The 24,382-nt window shown below is 45.9% G+C and carries 26 protein-coding genes and 1 other RNA gene; 26 read left to right on the top strand and 1 reads right to left on the bottom strand.

Annotated features, from left to right (window positions below):
• Positions 1-121: 121 nt before the first annotated feature.
• From V6C27_01595 to V6C27_01515, 17 genes are all read left to right on the top strand, one after another.
• Positions 122-1,081 (top strand): ROK family protein, encoded by a 960-nt coding sequence (locus V6C27_01595; GenBank protein ID MEG6615120.1) that lies wholly within the window; start codon positions 122-124, stop codon positions 1,079-1,081.
• Between the two features lie 17 nt (positions 1,082-1,098).
• The gene (rapZ, locus tag V6C27_01590; GenBank protein ID MEG6615119.1) at positions 1,099-1,965 is read left to right on the top strand and encodes an RNase adapter RapZ; all 867 of its coding nucleotides are present in this window, start codon (positions 1,099-1,101) and stop codon (positions 1,963-1,965) included.
• Between the two features lie 3 nt (positions 1,966-1,968).
• Positions 1,969-3,264, top strand: coding sequence for a YvcK family protein (locus V6C27_01585; GenBank protein MEG6615118.1), 1,296 nt, complete (start codon positions 1,969-1,971; stop codon positions 3,262-3,264).
• Positions 3,265-3,553: 289 nt separating this feature from the next.
• Positions 3,554-4,504 (top strand): DNA-binding protein WhiA, encoded by a 951-nt coding sequence (whiA, locus tag V6C27_01580; GenBank protein MEG6615117.1) that lies wholly within the window; start codon positions 3,554-3,556, stop codon positions 4,502-4,504.
• Positions 4,505-5,506 (top strand): MBL fold metallo-hydrolase, encoded by a 1,002-nt coding sequence (locus tag V6C27_01575; GenBank protein MEG6615116.1) that lies wholly within the window; start codon positions 4,505-4,507, stop codon positions 5,504-5,506.
• Entirely contained in the window at positions 5,503-5,988 is a 486-nt protein-coding gene (locus V6C27_01570; GenBank protein MEG6615115.1) for an acyltransferase, read from the top strand. Before V6C27_01575 ends, V6C27_01570 begins: the two co-directional genes overlap by 4 nt.
• A gap of 20 nt (positions 5,989-6,008) precedes the next feature.
• Positions 6,009-6,608 (top strand): DUF1405 domain-containing protein, encoded by a 600-nt coding sequence (locus tag V6C27_01565; protein ID MEG6615114.1) that lies wholly within the window; start codon positions 6,009-6,011, stop codon positions 6,606-6,608.
• 29 nt (positions 6,609-6,637) lie between these two features.
• Entirely contained in the window at positions 6,638-8,020 is a 1,383-nt protein-coding gene (gene rpoN / locus V6C27_01560; protein MEG6615113.1) for an RNA polymerase factor sigma-54, read from the top strand.
• Positions 8,021-8,199: 179 nt separating this feature from the next.
• Positions 8,200-9,267: a type I glyceraldehyde-3-phosphate dehydrogenase gene (gap, locus tag V6C27_01555; GenBank protein MEG6615112.1), complete on the top strand. Its 1,068-nt coding sequence runs from the start codon at positions 8,200-8,202 to the stop codon at positions 9,265-9,267.
• Between the two features lie 88 nt (positions 9,268-9,355).
• Positions 9,356-10,537: a phosphoglycerate kinase gene (locus tag V6C27_01550; GenBank protein ID MEG6615111.1), complete on the top strand. Its 1,182-nt coding sequence runs from the start codon at positions 9,356-9,358 to the stop codon at positions 10,535-10,537.
• A gap of 84 nt (positions 10,538-10,621) precedes the next feature.
• Entirely contained in the window at positions 10,622-11,377 is a 756-nt protein-coding gene (gene tpiA, locus V6C27_01545) for a triose-phosphate isomerase (protein MEG6615110.1), read from the top strand.
• A 16-nt stretch (positions 11,378-11,393) separates the two neighbouring features.
• Positions 11,394-12,944, top strand: coding sequence for a 2,3-bisphosphoglycerate-independent phosphoglycerate mutase (gene gpmI / locus V6C27_01540; protein ID MEG6615109.1), 1,551 nt, complete (start codon positions 11,394-11,396; stop codon positions 12,942-12,944).
• 62 nt (positions 12,945-13,006) lie between these two features.
• On the top strand, positions 13,007-14,290 hold the full coding sequence (gene eno / locus V6C27_01535) for a phosphopyruvate hydratase (GenBank protein ID MEG6615108.1): 1,284 nt from the start codon (positions 13,007-13,009) through the stop codon (positions 14,288-14,290).
• A 154-nt stretch (positions 14,291-14,444) separates the two neighbouring features.
• Complete coding sequence (gene secG / locus V6C27_01530; GenBank protein ID MEG6615107.1) at positions 14,445-14,678, top strand: preprotein translocase subunit SecG; 234 nt, start codon at positions 14,445-14,447, stop codon at positions 14,676-14,678.
• A gap of 52 nt (positions 14,679-14,730) precedes the next feature.
• Positions 14,731-16,833 (top strand): sodium-translocating pyrophosphatase, encoded by a 2,103-nt coding sequence (locus V6C27_01525; GenBank protein MEG6615106.1) that lies wholly within the window; start codon positions 14,731-14,733, stop codon positions 16,831-16,833.
• 659 nt (positions 16,834-17,492) lie between these two features.
• Complete coding sequence (locus V6C27_01520; protein ID MEG6615105.1) at positions 17,493-17,801, top strand: IclR family transcriptional regulator; 309 nt, start codon at positions 17,493-17,495, stop codon at positions 17,799-17,801.
• A gap of 43 nt (positions 17,802-17,844) precedes the next feature.
• Positions 17,845-18,258, top strand: coding sequence for an IclR family transcriptional regulator (locus V6C27_01515; GenBank protein ID MEG6615104.1), 414 nt, complete (start codon positions 17,845-17,847; stop codon positions 18,256-18,258).
• Positions 18,259-18,324: 66 nt separating this feature from the next.
• Here V6C27_01515 and V6C27_01510 read toward each other — a convergent pair whose 3' ends face one another.
• Positions 18,325-19,053, bottom strand: a complete 729-nt coding sequence (locus tag V6C27_01510) for an IclR family transcriptional regulator (protein MEG6615103.1) — start codon at positions 19,051-19,053, stop codon at positions 18,325-18,327.
• On the opposite strand from V6C27_01510, the gene V6C27_01505 reads away from it, so the two are divergent.
• The 9 genes from V6C27_01505 (at position 19,048) to ssrA (ending at position 24,143) form a co-directional block, all read left to right on the top strand.
• Positions 19,048-19,524, top strand: a complete 477-nt coding sequence (locus V6C27_01505) for a 2-oxoacid:acceptor oxidoreductase family protein (protein MEG6615102.1) — start codon at positions 19,048-19,050, stop codon at positions 19,522-19,524. The genes V6C27_01510 and V6C27_01505 overlap by 6 nt on opposite strands.
• Before the next feature lie 35 nt (positions 19,525-19,559).
• A complete protein-coding gene (locus tag V6C27_01500) occupies positions 19,560-19,649 on the top strand; it encodes a 4Fe-4S binding protein (protein ID MEG6615101.1) in 90 nt (29 codons plus the stop codon).
• Positions 19,650-19,667: 18 nt separating this feature from the next.
• Positions 19,668-20,348, top strand: a complete 681-nt coding sequence (locus V6C27_01495; GenBank protein MEG6615100.1) for a transketolase C-terminal domain-containing protein — start codon at positions 19,668-19,670, stop codon at positions 20,346-20,348.
• A complete protein-coding gene (locus tag V6C27_01490) occupies positions 20,341-21,213 on the top strand; it encodes a thiamine pyrophosphate-dependent enzyme (GenBank protein ID MEG6615099.1) in 873 nt (290 codons plus the stop codon). Before V6C27_01495 ends, V6C27_01490 begins: the two co-directional genes overlap by 8 nt.
• 75 nt (positions 21,214-21,288) lie before the next feature.
• Entirely contained in the window at positions 21,289-21,927 is a 639-nt protein-coding gene (locus V6C27_01485; protein ID MEG6615098.1) for a hypothetical protein, read from the top strand.
• 276 nt (positions 21,928-22,203) lie between these two features.
• On the top strand, positions 22,204-22,623 hold the full coding sequence (locus V6C27_01480; protein ID MEG6615097.1) for a PaaI family thioesterase: 420 nt from the start codon (positions 22,204-22,206) through the stop codon (positions 22,621-22,623).
• The gene (locus V6C27_01475) at positions 22,616-23,170 is read left to right on the top strand and encodes an HDIG domain-containing metalloprotein (protein ID MEG6615096.1); all 555 of its coding nucleotides are present in this window, start codon (positions 22,616-22,618) and stop codon (positions 23,168-23,170) included. Before V6C27_01480 ends, V6C27_01475 begins: the two co-directional genes overlap by 8 nt.
• 136 nt (positions 23,171-23,306) lie before the next feature.
• Positions 23,307-23,768, top strand: a complete 462-nt coding sequence (smpB, locus tag V6C27_01470) for an SsrA-binding protein SmpB (GenBank protein MEG6615095.1) — start codon at positions 23,307-23,309, stop codon at positions 23,766-23,768.
• Between the two features lie 24 nt (positions 23,769-23,792).
• Positions 23,793-24,143, top strand: a transfer-messenger RNA (tmRNA) gene (ssrA, locus tag V6C27_01465).
• Positions 24,144-24,382 lie beyond the last annotated feature (239 nt).

The raw sequence follows: 24,382 nt of genomic DNA, 5'->3' as shown, positions 1-24,382 counted from the left end.
CTAAATGCCTAAATGTCTTACATAGGACATAGGTTTGTGGGGTATATTGATTGTGTTACCCATTGATAAACATTGAATTAGAATTATGAATTATGAATGGCTAGTTTGAAGGTGAATGTTTATGAACTATGTGGTTGGCGTGGATGTTGGGGGTACTAAAATATTAACCATGCTGGCGGACCCGTTGGGCAATGTGTTGGCTGAGGTGACAGTGCCGACCATGGCCGATGAGGGCGCCGAAGGGGTAATGGAACGGGTGGTGCAAACCGTTACCGCTGTGCAACAGCAGATTGGTGTAAGGGGGGGCCTGTTGGCGGTAGCAGTGGGTGTACCGGGGCCAGTTGATGTGGCCAATGGCTGGGTATACTTTTGCCCCAACTTGCCTTGGACAAACCTGGCCCTGAAACAAATATTAGAAAACAAACTGCAGGTACCGGTGTTGGTGGAGAATGATGCCAATGCCGCTGCCTTTGGTGAGCATGTCTATGGGGCCGGTGTTGGCCAAAGGGACATGATCTACGTCACTGTTAGCACCGGCATTGGTGGTGGCATCATTACTAATGGCCAAATCTATCACGGGGCCTCTGATAATGCCGGGGAGATTGGACATATGACCATCATGCCCGACGGCCCTTTGTGTAATTGTGGTAACACCGGCTGTTTGGAGTCATTAGCTTCCGGTACCGCCATGGCCAATGCCGCCAGAGAACTGGTGCTGCAGGGCAGAGGTGAAAGGGTTCTTCGGGCTGCCGGGGGTCAACTGGGTACCGTTGATGCCCAGGCGGTGGTGGCCGCCGCCCAAGAGGGCGATCATGAGGCCAAAGCCATTGTTGCCGGCGCCGCCAGGGCTTTAGGTATTGGCATTGCCAACCTGATCAATATCATCAACCCGGGGTTAGTGGTGCTGGGGGGCGGTGTGATGAACAGTAAAGAAATGTTTTGGCCGGTAATGCAGCGGGAGATAGAAAGCCGGGCGTTACAGGCACCGTTGGCACGGATGAAAATTGTACCGGCCCGCTTGGGAGCAAAAGCAGGGGCCCGGGGTCTAATTGCCCTGGCACTGAAATGTTATCGAAACTAGCATCGAGGAGGAAGCGGATGAAATCCAGAATTTTAATTGTTTCCGGATTGTCTGGGGCGGGAAAAACTACGGCAGTGCGCAATTTAGAAGATTTAGGCTATTTTGTGGTGGATAACTTGCCGCCAGCATTTATACCGAAGTTTGCTGAGCTTTGTCAACAATCCGATATGAAAAAAACCGCCATGGTGGTGGATATCAGGGGCCGGGAGTTTTTTAACACAGTTTTTGCGGCGTTGGCAGATTTAGATAATAAAGACATCAAGTATGAAATATTATTTCTAGAGGCTTCCGACGAAGTGCTGGTGCGTCGTTATAAGGCATCCCGCAGGCGTCACCCGTTGTCCGGTGGCGAAATTTTAGAAGATATTAAGGAAGAGCGAGCTTTAGTTAAAGAATTGCGTGGCAAAGCCACCCGGGTAATTGATACCTCTAATCTTAGCGAAAAACAGCTGAAACAAGAAATAAATAGCATCTATGGTGACACCCGTGATGATTATGATTTATTTATTACGGTGATATCCTTTGGTTACAAAAATGGTATTCCGTTGGATGCCGACTTGGTGATGGATGTGAGATTTTTACCCAATCCTTACTACGTGCCGGAACTGCGGCACTTAACAGGCAATGATCCTGCTGTGCAACAGCACGTGTGTAGTTCAGAGGTAACAACTGAATTTAAAACTAAGTTTTCCGAACTGATTGAGTATTTGATACCTCACTATAAAAAAGAGGGCAAAGCCACATTGATGATCGCCATTGGTTGCACCGGTGGTATGCATCGGTCTGTTACGTTGGCCAATTGGCTGGGTGACTTTTTAAGAAAACAGGGTTACAAAGTGGCAGTGAGGCACCGGGACATTGATGAACAAGAACGGAGTGTGTAGTAATTGTTGACGTGGTTAAAATGGCTATACCCAGGCATGGGTATCAAGCGCTGGCTGACGATGGGCTTGTTGGGCACAGTCATCATTACGGTGGGTTTTGGTTTTCTGGTTCCCGGTTTAGTTGAACGTATTTCAGAAATAGCGCCAAAGGGTATTCCTAACTGGTTAGCTGGTGCAACGCTTTTAGTAGTTGGTTTTATTATTGCCGGATATGGGTTGTGGAGGGCCTTCAGTACGGTGGTGGGAGAGCTATCCCGGGATGACGACGACAGTGTGGTGGATTTAATTTATAAACGCAGATATTTGCAAAAGGGACCGAAGATTGTAGTAATTGGTGGCGGTACCGGCCTATCTACACTACTGAAGGGTTTGAAGGAATATACCAGCAATATCACGGCCATTGTGGCGGTTACCGATGATGGTGGCAGTTCTGGACGGCTGCGGGATGAGTTGGGCATATTGCCACCGGGGGATATCCGTAACTGCCTGGTGGCATTGGCCGATAAAGAAAGCTTGATGGAGCATGTGCTGCAATACCGCTTTAAGGGCGGCGAGATGGCGGGACATAGTTTAGGGAACTTATTTATCGCGGCGCTATCTGATCTATCCGGGGGTTTTTATGGCGGTGTGCAGGCGCTATCCAAGGTATTGGCCATTCGGGGCCAAGTGCTGCCTTCCACGCTGGAAAATGTGGTGATTGGAGCAAGATTTTCCGATGGTGCGGTGGTGCGCGGCGAATGCTCGCTGGCGGCCAGAGGGAAAAAAATAAAAAATATCTTTTTAGAACCGGAAAATTGTCAACCGCTGCCCCAGGCGTTAAAGGCACTGGAAGAGGCCGATGCCATTGTGCTGGGGCCGGGCAGTGTCTACACCAGTGTTATTCCCAATCTGTTGGTGGCGGGTATACCGGAAGCCATCAAAAACTCATATGCGCTGAAGGTCTATGTATGTAACGTGATGACTCAACCGGGGGAGACCAAAGACTTTACCGCCAGTGATCACCTAAAGGCCATCCAACAACATGGCGGTCAACTGGTGGACCATATTATTGTCAACAAAGGTTTAATTCCCAAACATCTGGTTAAAAGATATCAACAAGAGGAGGCCTCGCCGGTGGTGGCGGATATTAGCAAGTTGCGGTCTATGGGGGTAAAGGTGGTGGCCGAAGATCTGGTGCTGGAGACCGATGTGGTGCGTCACCATTCCCAAAAACTGGCCCGGGCTATTTTAAAACTGATTTTTGCTAATAAGACCCCGGCGGAAAGGAAAAAATTTATCCAAGACTATTCTAAAGAGTAATTATGAATTTTGAATTAGGGTTTTTTGCGAAAACACATTCATTGTTGCTTGCAAATGCATTTTGTGGTTTATCGATCCCAGAGAACGTAACATTTGCACATAGTGATAAGTTTTATCTAAATACAAACGTTGCTTTGTGGGCGCGATAAATCGCCCCCTACATGTTCGGGTAACAATTGTTACGTTCTTATTTTCATACTACTTTGTGAATGCTAATGTGTTTTCTTATTTCCTAATTCATCATTGCTTTTATGATATAATGTACGTGGCAGAAAGAGGGGTTGTCACAATGTCTTTTTCGGTGTTTACTAAAAATGAATTGGCCAGGGTTGTGGGGCCGCGGAGATGTTGTCAGCTAACGGAACTGGCAGCGATTTTGAAAATGGATGGCAGCATTTCTATTTCCGGTCAAAAACTGGCCATTACCATAGCTACTGAAAATGCTGCAGTGGCCCGCAAGTTACTGACTTTGGTGAAAAAATTATTTGGCCTCCGGACCGAAGTAATGGTACAACGTAAAGTGCGGTTAAAAAAGAACAATATTTATTTGGTGCGGATTCCACCCCATGCTGAGGTGGAAAATGTGCTGGCCAAATTGGGCATGTGGGACAAGGAACTCAGAATGCCGCGCTCAGATGTTAAATTAGGTAAACTAAGCAGGGTGTGTTGTCGTCGGGCCTATTTGCGGGGGGTATTTTTAGGTGGTGGCTCCATCAGTAATCCCGAGGGAAATTACCACTTGGAAATAATCACCAATGACGCCCAACACGCCGAAGAGATTTGTCATGTCATGAAGAAGACCAATCTAGGTGCTAAAATCAGCGTGCGCAAAAATTGGTATGTGGTTTATTTAAAGGAAAGTGAACAAATAGTGGAGTGCCTAAATAACATGGGTGCCCACGAGGCGTTGTTGGAATTTGAAAATATTCGTATTTATAAAGATATGCGCAACCAGGTTAATCGCTTGGTAAACTGTGAAACCGCTAATTTAAATAAGACTGTCAATGCCGCGGTGCGGCAACTGGAGAACATCAAGTACATACACAATAAAATTGGCTTTAGTAAACTGTCCCCGGCATTAAAGGAAACTGCCGAACTGCGGCTTAGCAATCCAGATATCAGTTTAAAGGAACTGGGTGAGTTGATGAACCCGCCGGTGGGGAAGTCCGGAGTAAATCACCGGATGAGAAAACTGGAGGACATTGCCAATAAATTGCGCGGCCAAGTAGGTAAGGGCTAGATGAAGAACGATATTAAAGGTTTTTTATGTGAGCATACAAATCAGGCGGTACAACAATCCTTTTGGCGACACCGAAAGCGGGAGATAACCCCGCCCACCGGTAATGGCGTTATCTTTTTAGGCACCGGGGGTAACCCAGAAGCAACCTTTACTCAGCAACCCCAAACGGCGGGCTTTATTATTGCCGCCGGTGGGGTGAGAATTTATGTTGATCCCGGTCCCGGTGCGGTGGTGCGGGCCCAGCAAATGAACTTAGATTTGGGCATGCTGGATGCCGTTTACATCTCCCACGGACACCTGGACCACTATGGTGGGGCCGAGGGTGTGGTGGAGGCGATGTGTTGGGCAATGTACGCCCGGCGGGGTCACCTATTGGCACCCCATAATGTGCTGGATGGGGAAGGGATTATCAGTTACTATCATCAAGGATTTGCAGCCTACGCCGGCTATCGGGGCGGCCCCCAGGTGATTAGGTTACAAGCTCAACAGCCCATCACCCTGAAGGATGTTCGGTTGACACCGATTAAGGTTTATCATAGTGACGAAAACTTTGGTTTTATATTGGATACCGGCCAGCTGACCATTGGCTATACCAGTGATACCAATTATGTGCGCAAATATTCCACCCCAGAGGGGCTGGTGGAAGTGGGCAAGGGACCCCACAAAGGGCCGGTGATGGATTTGCTGGATATAGTGGAGTATCGTTGTGACATTAAAGAAGCCTTTTCGGCAGTGGATGTTTTAATTGCCAATGTAACCACCCACAACGCGTGGTTGCATCGACACATTACAACTTTAGGCTTGGCCCATCTGTTGCAGGGCTCCCATGTGAAGCTTTGTTTTATTACTCACTTTAATCACGTTTGTGTGGAGCCTGTGGATTTGCGGGGATTAATGGCTCAATATATAGAAGAAACCACCGGCGTTAAAACGCTGGCAGCCTATGATGGGGCGGTACATGATTTAGACAGATTATTGGAATGCATGGGGTGTCCTAAGTGAGAAGGGTAGAATCACATCCGGTGACCACAGGTAAAAATTCTATGTACAGCATGAACGAAATCTGTGGGCTCTTTCGGTCGGCTTATAATTTTATCGTGATTACCATTTGTAGATACCTACCTTGGTTGGAGGTCAAGAATTTTTTATACCGACATTTGCTGGGTATGAAGATTGGCACCAATGCGGCAGTGGGGTTGATGGCCATGTTTGATATCTTTTTACCCCATTACATCACCATTGGTCGGAATAGTATTATTGGTTATAATGTGACCATTTTAGCCCATGAATTTTTAGTGACCGAGTACCGAGTGGGGAAAGTGACCATCGGTGATGATGTGCTGATTGGAGCCAACGCCACAATTATAGCTGGGGTGACCATCGGCGATGGCAGTATCGTGGCTGCTGGATCGGTGGTTACCAAAGATGTCCCGTCCAAGGTAATGGTGGGCGGGGTGCCCGCCCGGATAATTAAAAATATTTAGAATAGTTAGGAGATTATATTTTGTTGGCATTACTGAAACGATTATGGAAAAACCCTTGGCAACAGTGGTGGTTTATGGGTATTTTGGTAGTAATAAACCTATTGGGTTCTATTTACGGTTATTACTGGTATCGTCAGCAGCTGGCAACCACCGAATTTTACTTTTGGCCAGTAATACCAGACAGCCCGTTGTCAACGACGTTGTTTGGTTTAGCACTTTTATTGGCATTGATCGGTTGGCGATTGCCCATTTTGCAAACCTTGGCGGTTACCGCCTGCATAAAATATGGGATTTGGGCGGTGGCTTTAATGAGCCATTATTGGCATTATCACGGAACGGTGGAGATAACAGAGATTATGCTTTGGCTATCCCATCTGGGGATGGTTATCCAAGGGATTTGGTTTTTAAATAACTTATATATACCGGTGCGGGCGGTGTTGGTGGTGGCGGTTTGGTTTTTAATTAACGATGCCATGGATTATCTGCTTGGGTTGCATCCTTATTTATTTGCCGCCGACCAGCTGGTGTTTGCCGGGGTGTTGGCGGTAACGTTAACTATATTGCTGTTAATTGGTATTTTATTTAAGTGCCGTAAATATAGATTATCGGGACTGATCTAGTCAATCTATAAAACTGGGAGTGGTAGAGCTTGCGTTTGGGTTACGGATTATCTATAGAACAAACTCAAAAATTAATTATGACCCCAGAGTTGAGGCAGGCCATTGCCATTTTGCAAATGTCATCCTTAGACTTAACCCAGTTTGTGGAACAACAGTTGCAGGAGAATCCGCTGTTGGAAAAGACCGTTGAAGAGGCCGGGCTGGATCAGGCTGATGCAGGTGGCCATGAGGATAAGTTTGATATCGATTGGCAGGAATACTTTCAGGATAGCAGTGACTTAGGAGATTCCGGAGGGCCAATTAATCGGGACAAAGAATACAATTACGAAGCCTTTGTGGCCGAAGCGCCCAGTTTATCTGAACATTTGAACTTTCAACTGGCCATGAGCAATTGTCCAAAGGATATTGCGGTGATAGTTAAGTACTTAATTGGCAATTTGGACCCTAGGGGATATTTGCATATTAGCCTGGACGAGGTTAAGCATGAGCTCAACAGCACCGATGACAAGGTGGCGGCAGCCCTGGAAGTGCTACAGTCTATGGAACCGGTGGGCATAGGGGCCCGCACGTTGGAAGAATGTTTGTTGCTGCAGGTAAAGGGCATTAATAAAGAAAACCCATTGCTGATATCAATTATTCAACGACATTTAAAGGATTTGGCCCAGGGTAAATATAATAAAATTGCCACCAAACTTGGGGTTACCGTTAAGGAAGTGCAGCGGGTGGCAGATACCATTCGGATGTTAGATCCAAAACCGGCCCGGAACTTTTCCCATCGAGATGACAATCAATTTATTGTGCCGGATGTGGTGGTGGAGAAGGTTGGGGATGAATATATAATTTTAGTTAATGATGTCACTGTGCCCCGGATTAGGGTCAATAACCTTTATAAATCCGTTGTCAAGCAATCCCAAGATAACGATGCTCGCAAGTATGTGGAAACCAAACTTAATGCCGCTCTGTGGCTGATCCGCAGTATTGAGCAAAGGCGCATGACGCTGTACCGAGTGACCAACACCTTAGTTGAATTACAGCAGGAATTTTTAGATTATGGAGTGAAGTATTTAAAGCCACTGAACCTAAAGGACGTGGCCAACCGCTTAGAACTGCATGAATCCACCATCAGTAGAGCCACCGCCAATAAGTATATTCAGACGCCCCAAGGGGTTTTTGAAATGAAATATTTTTTCTCCAGTGGCATTAAACGGCAGCAGGGCAATGATGTGTCCTCTGAAAGTATAAAAAAGCTGCTGCAGGAAGTGGTGGCCGGGGAAGACCCCAAAAAGCCGCTCAGTGATCAGAAAATTGCTGATTTATTGAAAGAGAAGGGCATCCAAATCTCACGGCGCACCGTGACCAAGTATCGGGATGAACTGGGCATACTTTCCACCAGCCAACGGAAGAGGTATTAAGGTCAAATGTTGAATTTTGCATGATTAAGTTGGCGGTTGCAAATGATATTGGTGTGGCTGTAAAAAAATTAAATTAATAGTATCACAAAAGAGGAATTATGCGGTAGTATATAGTATAAATATAATAAATAGTATGTCACAAAGAACAATTAATCGCACCGAAAGGGGAGATACTACCAATGACCATAAGAGTTGGTATTAATGGATTTGGAAGAATAGGACGTTTAGTTCTAAGGGCCGCAGCAGAGACCGGAGATTTTGAAGTTGTTGGTATTAACCACAAATCACGTCGCATCAATCCACCACAACAAAAGGTTGGACTGGATTTTGCTGCTGTAAATGATTTGACATTCTCCAAAACGTTGGCGCACTTATTAAAATATGATTCAGTGCATGGCATCTTTGCCCCAGAGGTTGAAGCCACCGAGGACGCGCTGATTGTTGGCGGTAAAGAAGTAAAGGTTTATGCCGAAGCTGATCCAGAAAAATTACCCTGGGGTGAAACTGGGGTAGATATCGTTGTGGAATCCACTGGCCGGTTTACCAAGCGAGATGATGCCGCTAAGCACCTGAAAGCTGGTGCTAAGAAGGTGGTAATTAGTGCACCGGGTAAAAATCCTGATGCCACCATCGTGATGGGTGTAAACGATGACATTTATGACCCAGCCAATCACCACATCGTTTCCAACGCATCTTGTACCACCAACTGTTTAGCTCCGGTGGCCAAAGTGCTCAGTGACAAGTTTGGCATTGTTAAGGGTTTAATGACCACCGTGCATTCATACACCAACGACCAGAACACCCTTGATTTACCACACAAAGACTTGCGTCGCGCCCGGGCGGCAGCCCTTTCCATTATTCCCACCACCACCGGTGCTGCAAAGGCGGTGGCTTTGGTATTGCCAGAATTGGAAGGCAAGCTGAATGGCTTTGCGATGCGGGTGCCAACACCAAACGTATCCGTTGTGGATTTGGTGTGTGAACTGAAAAAGTCCACCACCGTTGAAGAAATAAATGCCGCCTTAAAGGCAGCAGCGGACAACGAAATGAAGGGCATTTTAATGTTCTCTGACTTGCCGTTGGTATCCAGTGACTACAATGGCAATCCCCATTCATCCATTGTGGATGGTCTTTCCACCATGGTTATGGAAGGCAACATGGCCAAAGTAATTGCTTGGTATGACAACGAGTGGGGTTATTCCAACCGGGTGCTGGATTTAGTTAAATTTATTGCATCAAAAATGTAATTAAACTAATAATAAATTCTGGATAATAAGGGCTCATATTTTGAGCCCTTATTGCCAATACATACTAGGTTTGTGGAAGGTGATTTTGTTGCCGAAAAAAAGCATAGAGGATATGGATGTAACCGGTAAGCGGGTTTTGGTGCGGGTGGATTTTAACGTACCATTGAAAGATGGCATAATTACCGATGATACTCGCATTCGGGCGGCATTGCCCACCATCAAGTACTTGGTGGATAAAGGGGCCAAGGTTATTTTGGCTTCCCACCTGGGACGTCCGAAGGGTCAAGTGAAGGAGGAATTCCGCCTCACCCCAGTGGCCAGTAGGCTTTCTGAGTTGCTAGACAAACTGGTGGTGAAGGTTGACGATTGTATTGGCGATGCACCCAAACAGGCCATTGATCAAATGCAACCGGGCGACGTGGTTTTGTTGGAAAACGTCAGATTTTATCAACAGGAAACCCAAAACGACCCGCAGTTTGCTAAACAATTGGCGGAATTGGCCGATGTCTTTGTTAATGATGCCTTTGGCACTGCCCATCGGGCCCATGCTTCCACCGCTGGGGTAGCGGAGTATTTGCCGGCAGTGGCTGGTTACCTGCTACAAAAGGAACTGGATATGTTGGGTCAGGCGGTGGAAAATCCCAAGCGGCCCTTTGTGGCCATCATTGGGGGCGCCAAAGTATCGGATAAAATTGGCGTCATTGAAAACTTGTTGGGCAAAGTAAACACGTTAATCATTGGTGGCGGTATGGCCAACACATTTTTAAAGGCCCAGGGGGTAGAGGTGGGCAAATCACTGCTGGAGGCTGACAAATTGGATTTGGCAAAGCAGCTAATGAAACAGGCTGAAACCAGCGGCGTTGAGCTTTTGCTACCAATGGATGCTGTTGTGGCTGATGCATTGGAAAATCCCACTGTAGTTAAGACGGTTTCTGTAGAACAAGTACCTGCAGATTTGATGATTTTAGACATTGGACCCCAAACGGCAACTAAGTTTGCCGAGGCGGTTAAGGCTGCGGGAACGGTGGTTTGGAACGGCCCCATGGGTGTATTTGAGCAGGATGCCTTTGCCCAGGGCACTGAATCGGTGGCCAAAGCGTTGGCCGACTCCGATGCCGTCAGTGTAGTGGGTGGCGGAGATTCGGCGGCAGCCATTAAAAAGACCGGCGTAGCCCATCGCATTAGTCACATTTCCACCGGTGGCGGGGCCTCGTTGGAATTTTTAGAGGGCAAATCATTGCCCGGGGTAGCGGTTTTAAAGGACAAATAAAAATGAAATTTGTGTAGGGCTCAGAAAATTGAGTCCTTTTTGCAAAAATATAGTAAAATATGTTTGGTGAGAGGAGGCAGGCAGATGCGCAAACCGATTATAGCAGGCAACTGGAAAATGCATAAAAATACACAACAAGCGTCAGACTTTGTTAAGGAACTTAGCGGTCAGGTGACCGATACCACCGTGGAAGTGGTGTTGTGTCCACCCTTTACTGCCATTCAAGCAGTGATTGAGGCTGCCCAAGGCACCAACATTGCTGTGGGAGCCCAAAACGTGTATTGGGAAGAGGAAGGGGCTTTTACCGGAGAGGTATCCCCGGGTATGCTGGCTGAATTGGGCTGTAAGTATGTGATTGTGGGTCACTCGGAACGGCGTCAGTACTTTGGCGAAACCGATGAAAGTGTGAATAAAAAGGTAACCGCTGTGTTAAAGCATGGCATGATACCGATAATTTGTGTGGGTGAAACCCTGGCGGAAAGAGAGCAGGGGGTTACTGAACAGGTGGTTGGTGCCCAAACCGAGGCAGCATTAAAGGGCTTTGACGCCGAAACGGTGGCCAATATGGTCATTGCCTACGAACCAGTTTGGGCCATCGGCACCGGCAAAACCGCTTCCACCGAAGATGCCCAACAGGTGATTGCCTTTATTCGCAATGTGGTTAAGGGTATGGTTGGTGCCAGTGCAGATCAAGTGCGCATTCAGTATGGTGGTAGTGTTAGACCGGACAATGCGGCCGGGCTAATGTCTCAACCGGATATTGACGGTGCGCTGGTGGGCGGTGCCAGTTTGAAGGCTGACAGCTTTGCCGGCATTATTAAAGAATCTGCCAGGGGTTAGTGAGGGGGAAAGGTATTTGAGTCCATCAATACAGCCCCTGGTCTTAATGATTCTGGACGGTTGGGGTATTAGCAATCAGCAACAGGGCAATGCCATTGCTCTGGCGAAAAAACCGAATATTGACCAATATTATAAACATTATCCCCATACAATGCTCAGCGCTTCGGGGGAAGACGTGGGCTTGCCCGAGGGTCAAATGGGCAACTCAGAGGTGGGGCACTTAAATATTGGCGCCGGCCGGGTGGTATATCAAGAATTAACTCGGATCACTAAGGAAATAAAAGAGGGCGGTTTTTTTGCCAACCCGGAATTTTTGGCGGCCATACAAACGGTGAAAAAAAACGGCAGTGCGCTACACTTAATGGGTTTATTGTCAGATGGCGGGGTGCACAGCCATATAAACCATTTATTTGCCCTATTGGAGCTGGCCAAAAGGGAAAACCTGGAGCGGGTGTATATTCATGTCTTTTTAGACGGGCGGGATGTGCCGCCGGCCAACGCCCAACAATATATCGATGAGCTAGAGAAAAAGTGTGCCCAATTGGCAGTGGGTAAAATTGTTACCGTCATGGGCCGCTATTACGCCATGGATCGGGATCAGCGCTGGGACCGCACCGAAAGGGCCTATCGGGCGCTGGTGTTGGGTGAAGGCTTGAAAACGGAACACGCCGAGGAGGCCGTTGAAGAATCCTATCGGCGGGATGAAACCGATGAATTTGTGCAACCGACGGTGATGGTAACTCCCAACGGCAAGCCTTTGGCCACCGTTAGGGACGGGGATGCCATAATCTTTTATAATTTTAGGCCCGACCGAGCCCGCCAAATAACCCGGGCCTTTGTGGATCGGGATTTTAGTGGTTTTAAACGTCCGGCGGAACATCCTCGGGTACACTTTGTTTGTATGACACAATACGATAAAACCATTGTGGCACCGATTGCTTTTAAACCACAAAAACTGGTCAATACCTTGGGTGAAGTGTTGAGCAAAAATAATGTGCAGCAGCTAAGATTGGCTGAAACCGAGAAGTATGCCCATGTGACCTTTTTCTTTAATGGGGGCGTGGAAGTGGCCAATCCCGGGGAAGAAAGGGTACTGATTCCCTCTCCCAAAGTGGCCACCTATGACTTAAAGCCCGAAATGAGTGCCAATGAAGTTACCGCTGCGCTGTTGGAGCAGTTGGCACTGGACCAGTATCAGGTTATAATTATGAATTATGCCAACACAGATATGGTGGGTCACACCGGCAAAATGGATGCCGCCATTAAAGCCATTGAGGCGGTGGATAAGTGTGTGGGCCAAGTGGTCCGGGCGGTCTTGGCACGTCAGGGCACCGTGCTGATTACTGCCGACCATGGCAACGCTGAGTTAATGGCAGATGAAGCGGGCAACCCGGTGACTGCCCACACCACCGATCCGGTACCATTTATTTTGATAAACGACAATCAATACAAACAGGTTAAGTTAAAGACCGGCCGGCTGGAAGACATAGCGCCCACCATGTTGGAAATACTACATATTGAACAACCAAAAGAGATGACCGGAAAATCTTTGATAGTTAAAGACTAGACTAATTATGAATTTTGAATTGTGAATTATGAATGACCTATTACAAAAGGAGGAACAACAAAATGGATACCACAATTATTGATGTTCGGGCCAGGGAAATATTGGATTCCCGGGGCAACCCCACTGTGGAAGTGGATGTTGTATTGGAAGACGGCACACTGGGCAGGGCAGCGGTGCCATCGGGCGCTTCTACCGGTGCTTACGAAGCAGTGGAACTGAGGGATGGCGATGAAGGCCGCTACTTGGGTAAAGGGGTTACCAAAGCCGTTGATAATGTTAATGACATCATCGGCCCAGAAATTTTGGAAATGGATGCCACCGACCAACTGGGTATTGACCAGTTGATGATTGAGTTGGACGGCACTGCCAACAAAGGTAAATTGGGTGCCAACGCCATTTTGGGTGTATCGTTGGCGGTGGCCAAGGCGGCGGCCGAATCCCTTGGATTGCCACTGTATCAATATTTAGGCGGCACCAATGGTAAAGAATTGCCGGTGCCCATGATGAACATATTAAACGGTGGCGAGCATGCCGATAACAATGTGGACATTCAAGAATTTATGGTGATGCCCGTTGGTGCAGAAAACTTTAGCGAAGCACTGCGTATGGGTGCAGAAATATTTCATAACCTCAAAAAAGTGTTGAAGGCCAAAGGTTTAAATACAGCGGTGGGCGATGAAGGTGGCTTCGCTCCCAACTTGGGTTCAAACCAAGAGGCTTTGGAAGTAATAGTGGAAGCCATCACCGCTGCGGGATACAAGCCCGGTGAAGATGTGGCGCTGGCAATGGATGTGGCTGCCACCGAGCTGTACCAAGATGGCAAATATGTGATTGAAGGGGTGGCCAAAACGGCAGAGGAAATGATTGCTTACTATGAGCAATTGGTGGCTAAATTCCCCATCATATCCATTGAAGATGGCTTGGCCGAAGATGATTGGGACGGTTGGAAATTATTAACCGAGCGGTTAGGTAAGCATGTACAATTGGTGGGCGATGACCTATTTGTTACCAACACTGACAGATTATCCCAAGGGATTGCTACAAAAGTAGCAAACTCCATTTTAATTAAAGTAAATCAAATTGGTACTCTCACCGAGACGCTGGATGCCATTGAAATGGCCAAGCGTGCGGGCTATACAGCCGTGGTTTCCCACCGTTCGGGCGAAACTGAAGATTCGACAATTGCTGACCTGGTGGTGGCCACCAATGCCGGTCAAATTAAGACTGGTGCACCTTCACGCACCGACCGGGTGGCGAAATACAATCAGCTACTGCGCATCGAAGAAGACCTGTCATACCTGGCCAAATTCCCTGGCCGCAAGGCGTTTTACAATCTTGATAAATAAGGGCTGAGGGGCTTTTTCTAAGCCCCCCAGATTTTACTTTTTAAATATTATAACTATACAGGCATAACATTGTTGCTAAATATTCGTTTGTTATTATTGTCACATTCGAATGCCTGTGTTATAATGAAGTTGAAATTTTATACTTTGCAAGGAGGTGAATCTATTGAAGGGCTTTGTGATCGGCCTTCAAATGCTGATTGCACTAGGACTGATAGCCTCTGTGCTACTTCAATCCGGTAAGAGTGCCGGTTTGTCTGGTAGTATCGCTGGTGGGGCAGAAACTTTGTTTGGCGGCAGAAGAAAAGGTATAGATGGCATGCTAGGCAGAGTCACTGTGGCCCTTAGTGTCCTCTTCGCAGTATTATCTTTAGTTTTAGTTGCTTGGTAAACAAAAATTAAAAAGAGAGAGAAAGATTAAGGAGGGTAATGTTCAAGTGGATATGACATTAGCTTATTATGCCGCTGGCGCTGGTGCTTTAGCCCTAATTTTTGCCTTTGTTACCCTGGCTAGCGTTTTGAAAAACGACATGGGTACACCTAAGATGCGTGATCTTTCTTTAGCCATCCAGGAAGGCGCTATGGCTTACATGAACCGCCAGTACAAAACATTGATTCCCTTTGCACTTGTAATTTTTGTTGCTCTTTGGGGTGCTGCTTTTGTTGTTACCCCTGCTGAAGGTAGCCACTTACCAGTAGGTGCTCCTTCCGCCATTTCATTCTTGGTTGGTGCTATTTGTTCTGCAATTGCTGGTTACATCGGTATGAACAGTACCACTAAATCAAACGCTCGTACCACTGAGGCTGCCCGTAGCAGAGGGTTGGCTGCTGCGTTGGACGTATCCTTTAAGGCTGGTGCAGTAATGGGTCTATCCGTTGCTGGTCTTGGTCTACTGGGTGTTTCAGTATTGTTCATTATTTTCGGAGATCCACTGGTAATTAACAGCTTCGCATTTGGTGCTTCTGCAATTGCGTTCTTCGCCCGGGTTGGCGGCGGTATTTATACCAAAGCTGCTGACGTTGGTGGTGACCTGGTTGGTAAAGTAGAAGCTGGTATTCCTGAGGACGACCCACGTAACCCAGCTACCATCGCTGACAACGTTGGTGACAACGTTGGTGACACCGCTGGTATGGGTGCTGACTTGTTTGAATCCTATGCGGCTACCACCATCGCTGGTATGCTGATTGGTAACACCCTGTTTGGTTTTGCAGGTATTATTTTCCCATTGTTAATTGGTGCAGCAGGTATTGTGGCTGCTATTATCGGTACATTCTTTGTACGGACATCTGAAGATGGTAACCCACAAACTGCTTTGAACATTGGTATTTGGATAACTAACATTTTAACCGCTATATTTACATGGTTTATCGCTAAAAGAATATTCCCGGCCGATGGAGTGGCTGAGAATGGGGTTGCTTACGGTGATGTAAGTACAGGTATTTTCTTGGCTGTAGTTGCTGGTTTAATTGTTAACGTAGCCATTGGTTGGTTAACAGAGTACTATACCGCGGCTGGTAAAGAACCTGTTAAGAGAATTGCTGAGGCTTCAAAATCTGGCCCGGCCACCAACGTAATTCACGGTTTATCCGTTGGTATGGAATCAGTACTATTCCCAATGTTGTTCTTTGCCGGTGCCATTTACTTCTCATTTGCCATGGTTTCATCCTTTGCACCTAGCCCAGAGGCTGGCGTAATGTGGTCCATCTACGGTATTGCCATGGCTGCTATGGGTATGTTATCCACCGCTGGTATCATTGTGGCAATGGATTCCTTTGGTCCGGTTGCTGACAACGCCGGTGGTATTGCTGAAATGTGTGAACTGCCTCCAGAAGTGCGTGAGAAGACTGACAAACTGGACGCAGTTGGTAACACCACTGCTGCCATCGCCAAAGGTTTTGCCATCGGTTCCGCAGCGCTAACCGCTCTGGCTCTGTTCAGTGCTTATGTTGATGGTATTAAACATAAGTTTGGTTTGGAAGAATTGGTAATTAACTTGACCGAACCAATGGTTCTGGTGGGTGTGTTCATTGGTGGTGCTGTTCCATTCTTGGTTGGTGCCCGCACAATGCGCGCCGTTGGTGAAGCGGCCTTTGATATGGTTGAAGAGGTTCGTCGCCAGTTCCGTGAGATTCCTGGCATTATGGAATACAAGAACAAGCCTGACTACGCCCGTTGCGTAGACATCGCTACTAAAGCTGCTATCGCCAAAATGATCTTCCCTGGTCTAGTTGCTGTATGTAGCCCAATCCTGGTTGGTTTCCTGCTGGGTGCTAAAGCACTGGCTGGTTTCTTGACCGGTTTAACTGTAACAGGTGTACTGTTAGCTCTGTTCCTCTCCAACGCTGGTGGTGCTTGGGACAATGCTAAGAAGTGGATTGAACAAGGTAACTTAGGTGGTAAAGGTTCAGAGCCTCACAAGGCTGCTGTTATCGGTGACACCGTTGGTGACCCATCTAAAGATACCTCCGGTCCTGCCATGAACCCATTGATCAAGGTTGCTGGGACCATCTCCCTGATCATTGGTCCACTACTGACAAGACTATAAGAATAAAAAAATGCTGGGCTTGCTGCTTGATGCCCAGCATTTTTATTTTAAGTATAAGTGTAAACGTATTTAAGAGATAAACAGGGACTGTTGTGAAATCTACTGTAGCGAGGCGGTTTCCACGCCGACCCGCCTGAGCACATAGGTTTGTGCTGGCGGGCAGGCATGGAAACTTGCCCCTACAGCGCTTTTTGCAACAGTCCCTGTTTATTTCACTTTCAGTAACGTGAATGTGATATTTTAAGCGATTTAGGGGTTTTGACACTTAACTTAGTAAAATTTAAACTCTGTAACGCGTGTGCCACAAGGCTTTGAGAAAAGTGAATTTGCAAACAATTCAAAATTTAATTATAATTACTTGGTTTTCGACAAAATTTGCACTATTATAAAAGTGCAGTATCATAATATTTAACCAAGTATTATAATACAACACAAAACAACACGAGTAGGATGGTGGACCTTTTTATTAAGATCCTAAGTTAAGAACCTAAGTTAAGAACCAATATATGCTTTGCCACGATGTATTCCTCCAAATCTCTGTTTATCGGCAGCAGGGATTGGTATCTTGTGCTCAGGGGGTAACTATTTTGTCGTAGATTACTATGTGATTATGCCCACTTGCCGAAAGTATAGTATAATGAGATGCGGGTGATGTTATGATGGATAGTACTAATGAAAAACCAAAATATATGATTGGCTCGGTGGAAAAAGCTTGTGATATCCTGTTAGTCTTTGATGAAAATAACACTGAGTTGGGAGTTACAGAGATCGCAAAGAAGTTAGGCTTGACTAAAAGTACGGTGCACAAAATCCTGCTTACCCTTGAGTATAAGGGGTTTATCGCTCAGAATGAAAGTAATGGCAAGTATTCGCTATCGGTAAAGTATTATCAGAGGGCCAGTAGTTTTCTCAACAACCTTAAATTTAGACACACTGATTCGCCCTACTTTAGAAGAAATTTTGCATAAGTTTAATGAAACGGTGCATTTTGGTGTCTTGAGTGGGAATGAAGTGGTAATCTTAGAAAAACTGGAAAGCACCCAATCGGTTAGCGTGCATTCCCAAGTGGGGAAAAAATCGTCGTTGTACTGTACCAGCGTTGGTAAAGTGATATTGGCCAATTTACCCCAAGCAAAAATTGATCACTTTTTAGACACTTACCCCAGGGTCAAATATACAGATAATACGATAGTGGACAAAGAACAATTGCTGGCAGAATTAGAGAAAATTCGCCAGAATGGTTATGCCATCGACATTGAAGAGCGCGAATTAGGAGTTCGCTCTGTAGCTGTACCCACCAGGAATTTAGCAGGAACCTTAATTGGCGGCCTGAGTGTAACCGGCCCCAGGTACCGCATGACAGATGAGCGGATTAGGGAAATTAGGGACTTCCTCCTAGATGTTGTTTTGAAAAAGAAAATGTAAGGCAAAAGGTATTTTATTAACAAAACAAAAAGGGGCTGTTGCAAAAGGTTTTGCAACAGCCCCTTTTTACTGCAAGGACTGAGAAATTTCTGCGGCTGCTATTTTCACCAGATTAATCAGTTCTTGCCTGCGTGCATTCATACGCTCACCGGGTCCGGAAACACTAATTGCAGCCAGTGCATGTCCACTTAAGTCCATAATCGGTGCTGCGAAACAAGTCAAACCAATTTCACTTTCATCCTCATCACAGCCATATCCTTGGCGACGAATTTCCTCTAAACTTTGGAGCAGTTGTTCTCCATTGGTGATTGAATGGGCAGTTTTCGGAGAAAAATCCACCACCTTAATGTAGTGCTCAATAGCCCCTTCATTTTGATATGCCAGCAGCACCTTCCCCGTTCCCGTTAGATGCGCCCGGCGGCACATCCCCACCATTGATTCCATGCGAATGGAGGAGGAACTACTTTGCACTTTATCGATAAACTGTACCCTTGTATCGTCATTCCACACCACTAGGTGAGCGGTTTCATTACATTGTTGAGACAGGTTTAACAAATAGGGGTGTACAACCCGAACAATCTCCATGCGATGAATGACTAACGAACCAATGGAGACTAGGTGGATACCAAGGCGGTATTTGTTATTCTCTGTCTTGCTTACAAACCGGCGTCCCTCCAACGTTGAGAGTAATCTAAATGCAGTGCTCTTTCCCATGCCCATTAGTCGAGCCACCTCAGACGCTCCCAGTTCTTCGTGTTTGCTTAGTAGGTCCAGAATTAAAAGGGCGTTATCCATGAAGACAAATACGCAATTACTGTACCTGCCTATGGACACGAACGCCGTGGTGCCCCTGTTTATACCGACATTGTTGTGGACGAGAAACCAATTCTCGTTAACTGCTTTGTCTATCAACCAAATATTGTGCTGGTGATGGATGATGCCATCAGTGAAAAGAACGTTGACGTAAGTAAAGGGAAGCATGAAAATACCATACTTGTACTAAACACCTCTGATATTGAAACAGCAAAAATGTATGCAAAAAGATATGATTTCCGCCAGGTCTATTATGTAGATGGTACCCAGGTTGCACTGGACAATATTGGTAGAGGGATTCCTAATGGTTCAATGCTGGGTGCATTAGCTCATACTGGCATTGTTTCCATCGCATCAGTGGAAAGTGCACTGAAAGAAATCTTTGGAGTAAAGGCTGGTGAAAAAAATGCAGATTCAGCGAGAGCGGCATATGAACAAACAAAAGAACTCTAATCTTTTAGGAAAACAGTGAAGAATGTGTGAAAATTATGTGGGATTATTGCAAAGGCTGTGGCATTTGTGCCAATGTATGTCCGAGAAAATGTATTGAGATGGTGGATGAAAGGAGTGGGAAATAGTGGCTCACTTCTCACTCGATGCAGAAGGTTGCCTTACCAGAACAAGCGGAGATTGATGCATTTATCGGCAAATATCAACCGCATAATCTGGTATTAGATCCGGCGAATCCGATTGTAATTAACAACTTGACTCCTTCTGATGAAATAACCGAGATGAAATACCAGCAGGCCATTGGTTATCAAAATTCTTTGCAGGTGATGGAAGAAGTCTTTGGTGAATTTGAGCAGAAGTTTGGTCGCAAAAAAGCTGCTGTTGAGGGCTATCGTACAGAGGATGCGGAGGCAGTCATCATAACTCTAGGCTCAATGTACGGAACTGCCAAATATGTTGTGGATCAGCTGCGGGATAAAGGTATTAAAGTTGGGGCAGTGAAGATTACTTGTTTCCGCCCATTCCCTGTGGCTAAGCTACGGGAAGTGATGGGCGGTATTAAAAAGGTGGCAGTTCTTAACCGTACCACTGGTTTTGGCGCCCAAGGTGCCCCAGTATGGTTAGAGGTTAAGGCCGCTCTGTCAAGCGAAACACTGGTTAAAAGCTATATCGGTGGTCTAGGTGGTAGAGACGTGAGCACCGATACCATTGAAAAGGTATTTACTGATATTTTAGCTGAAACTAACACCTCGTTTGATCAGCCAACATGGATTGACTGTAGAACAGAGGAGGCAATGAATATAAGGAAGGTGGAGACAAATGATTAGGATTAATACCGAAGCAGACGACTTTATAGCACACGGTGTCAGTGCCTGTGCCGGATGCGGTATGGAACTGATTATCCGCAATGTGCTAGACATCCTAGGACAAGATACCACAGTGGTCATTCCACCCGGTTGCTCTGCCCTCTTCTGCGGATTTGGTAAAGAAACAGGCATGCGTGTTTCTGCATTTCAAGGTAACCTAGAAAATACCGTAGCCTATGCGGCAGGTATTAAGGCAGGCTATGAAGTGCAGGGTAACTATCACACCAAAGTTGTTGGCTTTGCCGGTGATGGTGGTACAGTGGACATCGGATTGCAATCGCTTTCCGGTATGATGGAACGCGGTGACAACGTATTATATATCTGCTATGACAACGAGGCTTACATGAATACTGGTATTCAGGGCAGTAGTTCCACCCCCTATGGTGCGTCCACAACTACCACCCCAGGAGGGAAGCCAACCCAGAAAAAGGATTTGTTGCGCATAGCGCTGGCCCATGGTATTCCTTACTGTGCATCAGCAAGCGTTGCCAACATCCCAGATCTGCGCAAAAAGGTGCAAAAGGTAAAGGATATCGAAGGCCCTACTTTGCTGCACATCCATGCCCCATGTCCCACTGGTTGGGGATATGATGCCTCTAAGTCAATTGAGGTCTGCAAAAATGCTGTGCAAACAGGTGCGTGGATACTTTATGAATATGAGCACGGCAAAATTACTGTCAACACCAAGCCTAAGGAACTGAAGCCAATAGAAAACTACCTCAATTTGCAAAAACACTTCAGGGGTATGAGTGAGGAAGAAATTGCTTATCTCCAAGAAGTGGTAAAAAATAACTACAATCGTTTATTAACTGAGGCTGGTAATTAACTAGTTGATGAGCAACTGATGGTTGCGCGTGAATGTAACCATGCGCAGCCTTATTTATATTTACTGGAGGGCATCATGAAAAAATACAAAATTGTTGCAATTAATCTCGGTTCTACTTCAACAAAAATTGCTTACTACGAAAATGACCAGTGCAAACTGAAAACTAACCTGGTACACAGTGCTCAGGAACTTAAGCAGTTTGATACCATCTGGGATCAATATGACTATCGCCTCCATGTTATAGAAAACTACCTTAAGGAAAACAACATTGAGGTATCCGAGCTTGATGCGGTTGCCACCCACGGTGGTCACATTGAGCCGATAGTGGGTGGTGTTTATCGGGTTAATGAAAAATTGCTTGCACAATCCGCCTCTGGAAAATATGGTTTGCATGCCTGCGATTTAGGTTTGAAAATTGTGACCGCTCTCTCTCAGTATGGCCCGGTTCCGCTCACCGTTGACCCACCCATTACTGATGAGTTTGAACCCCTGGCCCGTTATAGCGTACTGCCGGAATTACCACGGCGCAGCAGCTTCCACGCCCTTAACCACCGGGCGGTGGGCAAACAGTATGCCAAAGATATTGGTAAAGAGGCTAAACCTAAGTGTCAAAAAGTGGTTCATTACGCTGAGCAGCCTGGCTTTGATATTAGAAAACTGGTTCCTGTCCCAACCAATACATGCTTAAGTTATCAAGAATTGGCGTCAGAATAGTGCCGCCAATGGTATCCTTCTATAATAAACCCCAGAATTTAGAGGATATATTAATCATCACGTAATGAAGGTTTTCGATCAATTTGGCATTCGATATGATAAAGCTAAAAGATGGAATGGCTAGACTGGCAAACTAAAACACTTCCTTAATCTAAGGGGTGTTTTAGTTTTTACAAATAGTGTTATTCGGGGGAACGTATTTTCGAATGGCATTGAAAATTATAGCTAATTTTGGTAAAATATTAAGATAAACGTAACTAAAAGGGGCATTTTAACTTGTTTGAAAAAATAGATCATCCTGAAAATCCGTGCTTTGGCTGTAGCCCACATAATCCAATCGGACTTAAATTGCTGCCGCAGGTGGATGAAGACAAATGTGTTGCGGTCTTTACACCCCGGCCTGAACACCAGGGTTGGGTGGGGTATATGCATGGCGGTCTGATCACCACTTTGTTAGATGAAGTGATGGGAAATTGGTTATGGCAAAACGACAAACCTTCGGTGACAGCGGAAATGAATGTGCGGTTTATTAAACCAGTACCCATCGGTGATGAACTGACGGCCATCGCCCACGTGAAAAATGAACGCAGCAGAATAGTGGAAATGGAAGCAGAAATATTATTGGCTGATGGACAAAGGGCAGCCAAAGCCACAGCTAAGTTTTTCAAAAAGGAAAGGGGATTTACCGGTGAATAGAGAAGAGGCATTGGCTTTACTGAAAAAAAACGTGAAAAACAAAAATTTAGTTAAGCACAGTTTAGCAGTGGAGGCAGTAATGGCCGGTTTAGCTAAACATTTTGGTGAAGATCAAGAAAAATGGGCCATAGCAGGTTTACTGCATGATATAGATTATGACTATACCAAGGATGACCCGCATAAACATAGTATCATGGGGGCAGAAATGCTAACCGAAGCTGGTTTACCCGAAGATGTGGTCTATGCAGTGAAGGTACACAATGATATGCATGGATTGCCCAGAAACAGTTTAATGGATAAGGCTCTGTACGCCACCGACCCGTTGACTGGATTAATTACAGCGGCCGCTTTAATTCGTCCAGAGAAAAGTCTGTTTGCCATTAATAAGGAATCATTGATTAAGAGATATAGCGAAAAAGCCTTTGCGAAAGGTGCCAACAGAGAAGTCATTGCTTCTTGCAGTGAATTAGGTTTAAGTTTAGAAGACTTTATGGCCCTGGGATTGGAAGCCATGCAGGGAATTGCCAAAGATCTGGGGTTAGAGTAATTTCGATGCGGTGTCTGGCTCCGCTAAGCAACCAATAAACTTTATTCTTTACAATGTGCACTAAATGTGTTAACATTACATTTGCACCTTACATGGAAATGCGATTTATAATATTGTTACTGAGGTGTTTTTTTAAATGGCTAAATCAAGTGACCGGGTAGTAACGGAAAACCGCAAAGCAAGGCACCTCTATCACGTGCTGGAAACCCATGAAACTGGTATCGTGTTGCAGGGTACCGAAGTAAAGTCCCTTAGGGCGGGTAAAGCAAATTTGCAGGACAGTTATGCCCGGGTTGAAAAAGGCGAGCTATTCCTTTATAATATGCATATAAGCCCGTATGAACAGGGTAACAGGTTTAATCACGACCCTAAACGTACTCGCAAGCTATTAATGCATAAGCACGAGATTAACCGCTTACTGGGTCAGTCTAAGGAAAAGGGTTTAACCCTAGTACCCCTAAAGGTTTACTTTAAGGATGGTAAGGCCAAAGTTTTTTTGGGAGTAGTAAAAGGTAAAAAACTACATGATAAGAGACAAGATATTGCCGCCCGAGATGCCAAACGTGATATGGAAAGGGCATTAAAGGCACGCTACTAAGTCGATAATCTATTACCCATATATGGGGGCGAAATGGGTTCGACGGGGGAAGCGGTGGCAAGAGGAGCGAGCCGGGATCCCACTCACCCGTTAAACAGTGGAACACTTATAAATGCAAACGAAGAATACGCTTTAGCAGCTTAGTTGCTGTCTAACCTTCTACCTGCGTTGGGCCCGTGGCCCGGGCTAGAAGGTCACTTAAACGGGCTGGCTTAATCCCAATTCTCGGAGGGGTTAAGTAAGATTCATCGAGATAGTCGTAGCGAAGGCTGTTTGTGGTCGCCGCTGCGGTGAAACCAAATCACAAACTGCGCTCGGAGATCCTGTTGTGGTCGGTCCTTCGGACGGTGGGTTCAACTCCCCCCGCCTCCACCAGTCGTATACACAGACACCACAAGATTAACTTCAATGATGTCTGTTTTTATATTTACGTTTTTAACAAACCGTTCGATTACTTGCTTTACGACAAGTGGTTCATTAACATTTAAAGCTTTTTTAAATGTGTTTAAAGTCTCCACTATTTTTTCTATAGAAATGATTTCTTTCTGTTGTTTAATCAGCCATTCCTGGTAACGACTTTCTAGGGTGTTTTTTTGTTTTCTAAGGCTTGGAGC

The sequence above is a fragment of the Peptococcaceae bacterium 1198_IL3148 genome, from assembly GCA_036763105.1.
Taxonomy (GTDB): Bacteria; Bacillota; Desulfotomaculia; order Desulfotomaculales; family Desulfohalotomaculaceae; genus JBAIYS01.
This window is presented reverse-complemented; position numbering and strand designations above follow the sequence as displayed.

Coding starts and splice junctions, on each gene's coding strand:
- V6C27_01595 (MEG6615120.1), top strand. CDS start 122: ATGAACTATGTGGTTGGCGTGGATGTTGGGGGTACTAAAATATTAACC.
- rapZ (MEG6615119.1), top strand. CDS start 1,099: ATGAAATCCAGAATTTTAATTGTTTCCGGATTGTCTGGGGCGGGAAAA.
- whiA (MEG6615117.1), top strand. CDS start 3,554: ATGTCTTTTTCGGTGTTTACTAAAAATGAATTGGCCAGGGTTGTGGGG.
- V6C27_01575 (MEG6615116.1), top strand. CDS start 4,505: ATGAAGAACGATATTAAAGGTTTTTTATGTGAGCATACAAATCAGGCG.
- gap (MEG6615112.1), top strand. CDS start 8,200: ATGACCATAAGAGTTGGTATTAATGGATTTGGAAGAATAGGACGTTTA.
- tpiA (MEG6615110.1), top strand. CDS start 10,622: ATGCGCAAACCGATTATAGCAGGCAACTGGAAAATGCATAAAAATACA.
- eno (MEG6615108.1), top strand. CDS start 13,007: ATGGATACCACAATTATTGATGTTCGGGCCAGGGAAATATTGGATTCC.
- V6C27_01525 (MEG6615106.1), top strand. CDS start 14,731: ATGACATTAGCTTATTATGCCGCTGGCGCTGGTGCTTTAGCCCTAATT.
- V6C27_01520 (MEG6615105.1), top strand. CDS start 17,493: ATGGATAGTACTAATGAAAAACCAAAATATATGATTGGCTCGGTGGAA.
- V6C27_01510 (MEG6615103.1), bottom strand. CDS start 19,053: ATGGATAACGCCCTTTTAATTCTGGACCTACTAAGCAAACACGAAGAA.
- V6C27_01500 (MEG6615101.1), top strand. CDS start 19,560: ATGTGGGATTATTGCAAAGGCTGTGGCATTTGTGCCAATGTATGTCCG.
- V6C27_01495 (MEG6615100.1), top strand. CDS start 19,668: ATGCAGAAGGTTGCCTTACCAGAACAAGCGGAGATTGATGCATTTATC.
- V6C27_01490 (MEG6615099.1), top strand. CDS start 20,341: ATGATTAGGATTAATACCGAAGCAGACGACTTTATAGCACACGGTGTC.
- V6C27_01485 (MEG6615098.1), top strand. CDS start 21,289: ATGAAAAAATACAAAATTGTTGCAATTAATCTCGGTTCTACTTCAACA.
- smpB (MEG6615095.1), top strand. CDS start 23,307: ATGGCTAAATCAAGTGACCGGGTAGTAACGGAAAACCGCAAAGCAAGG.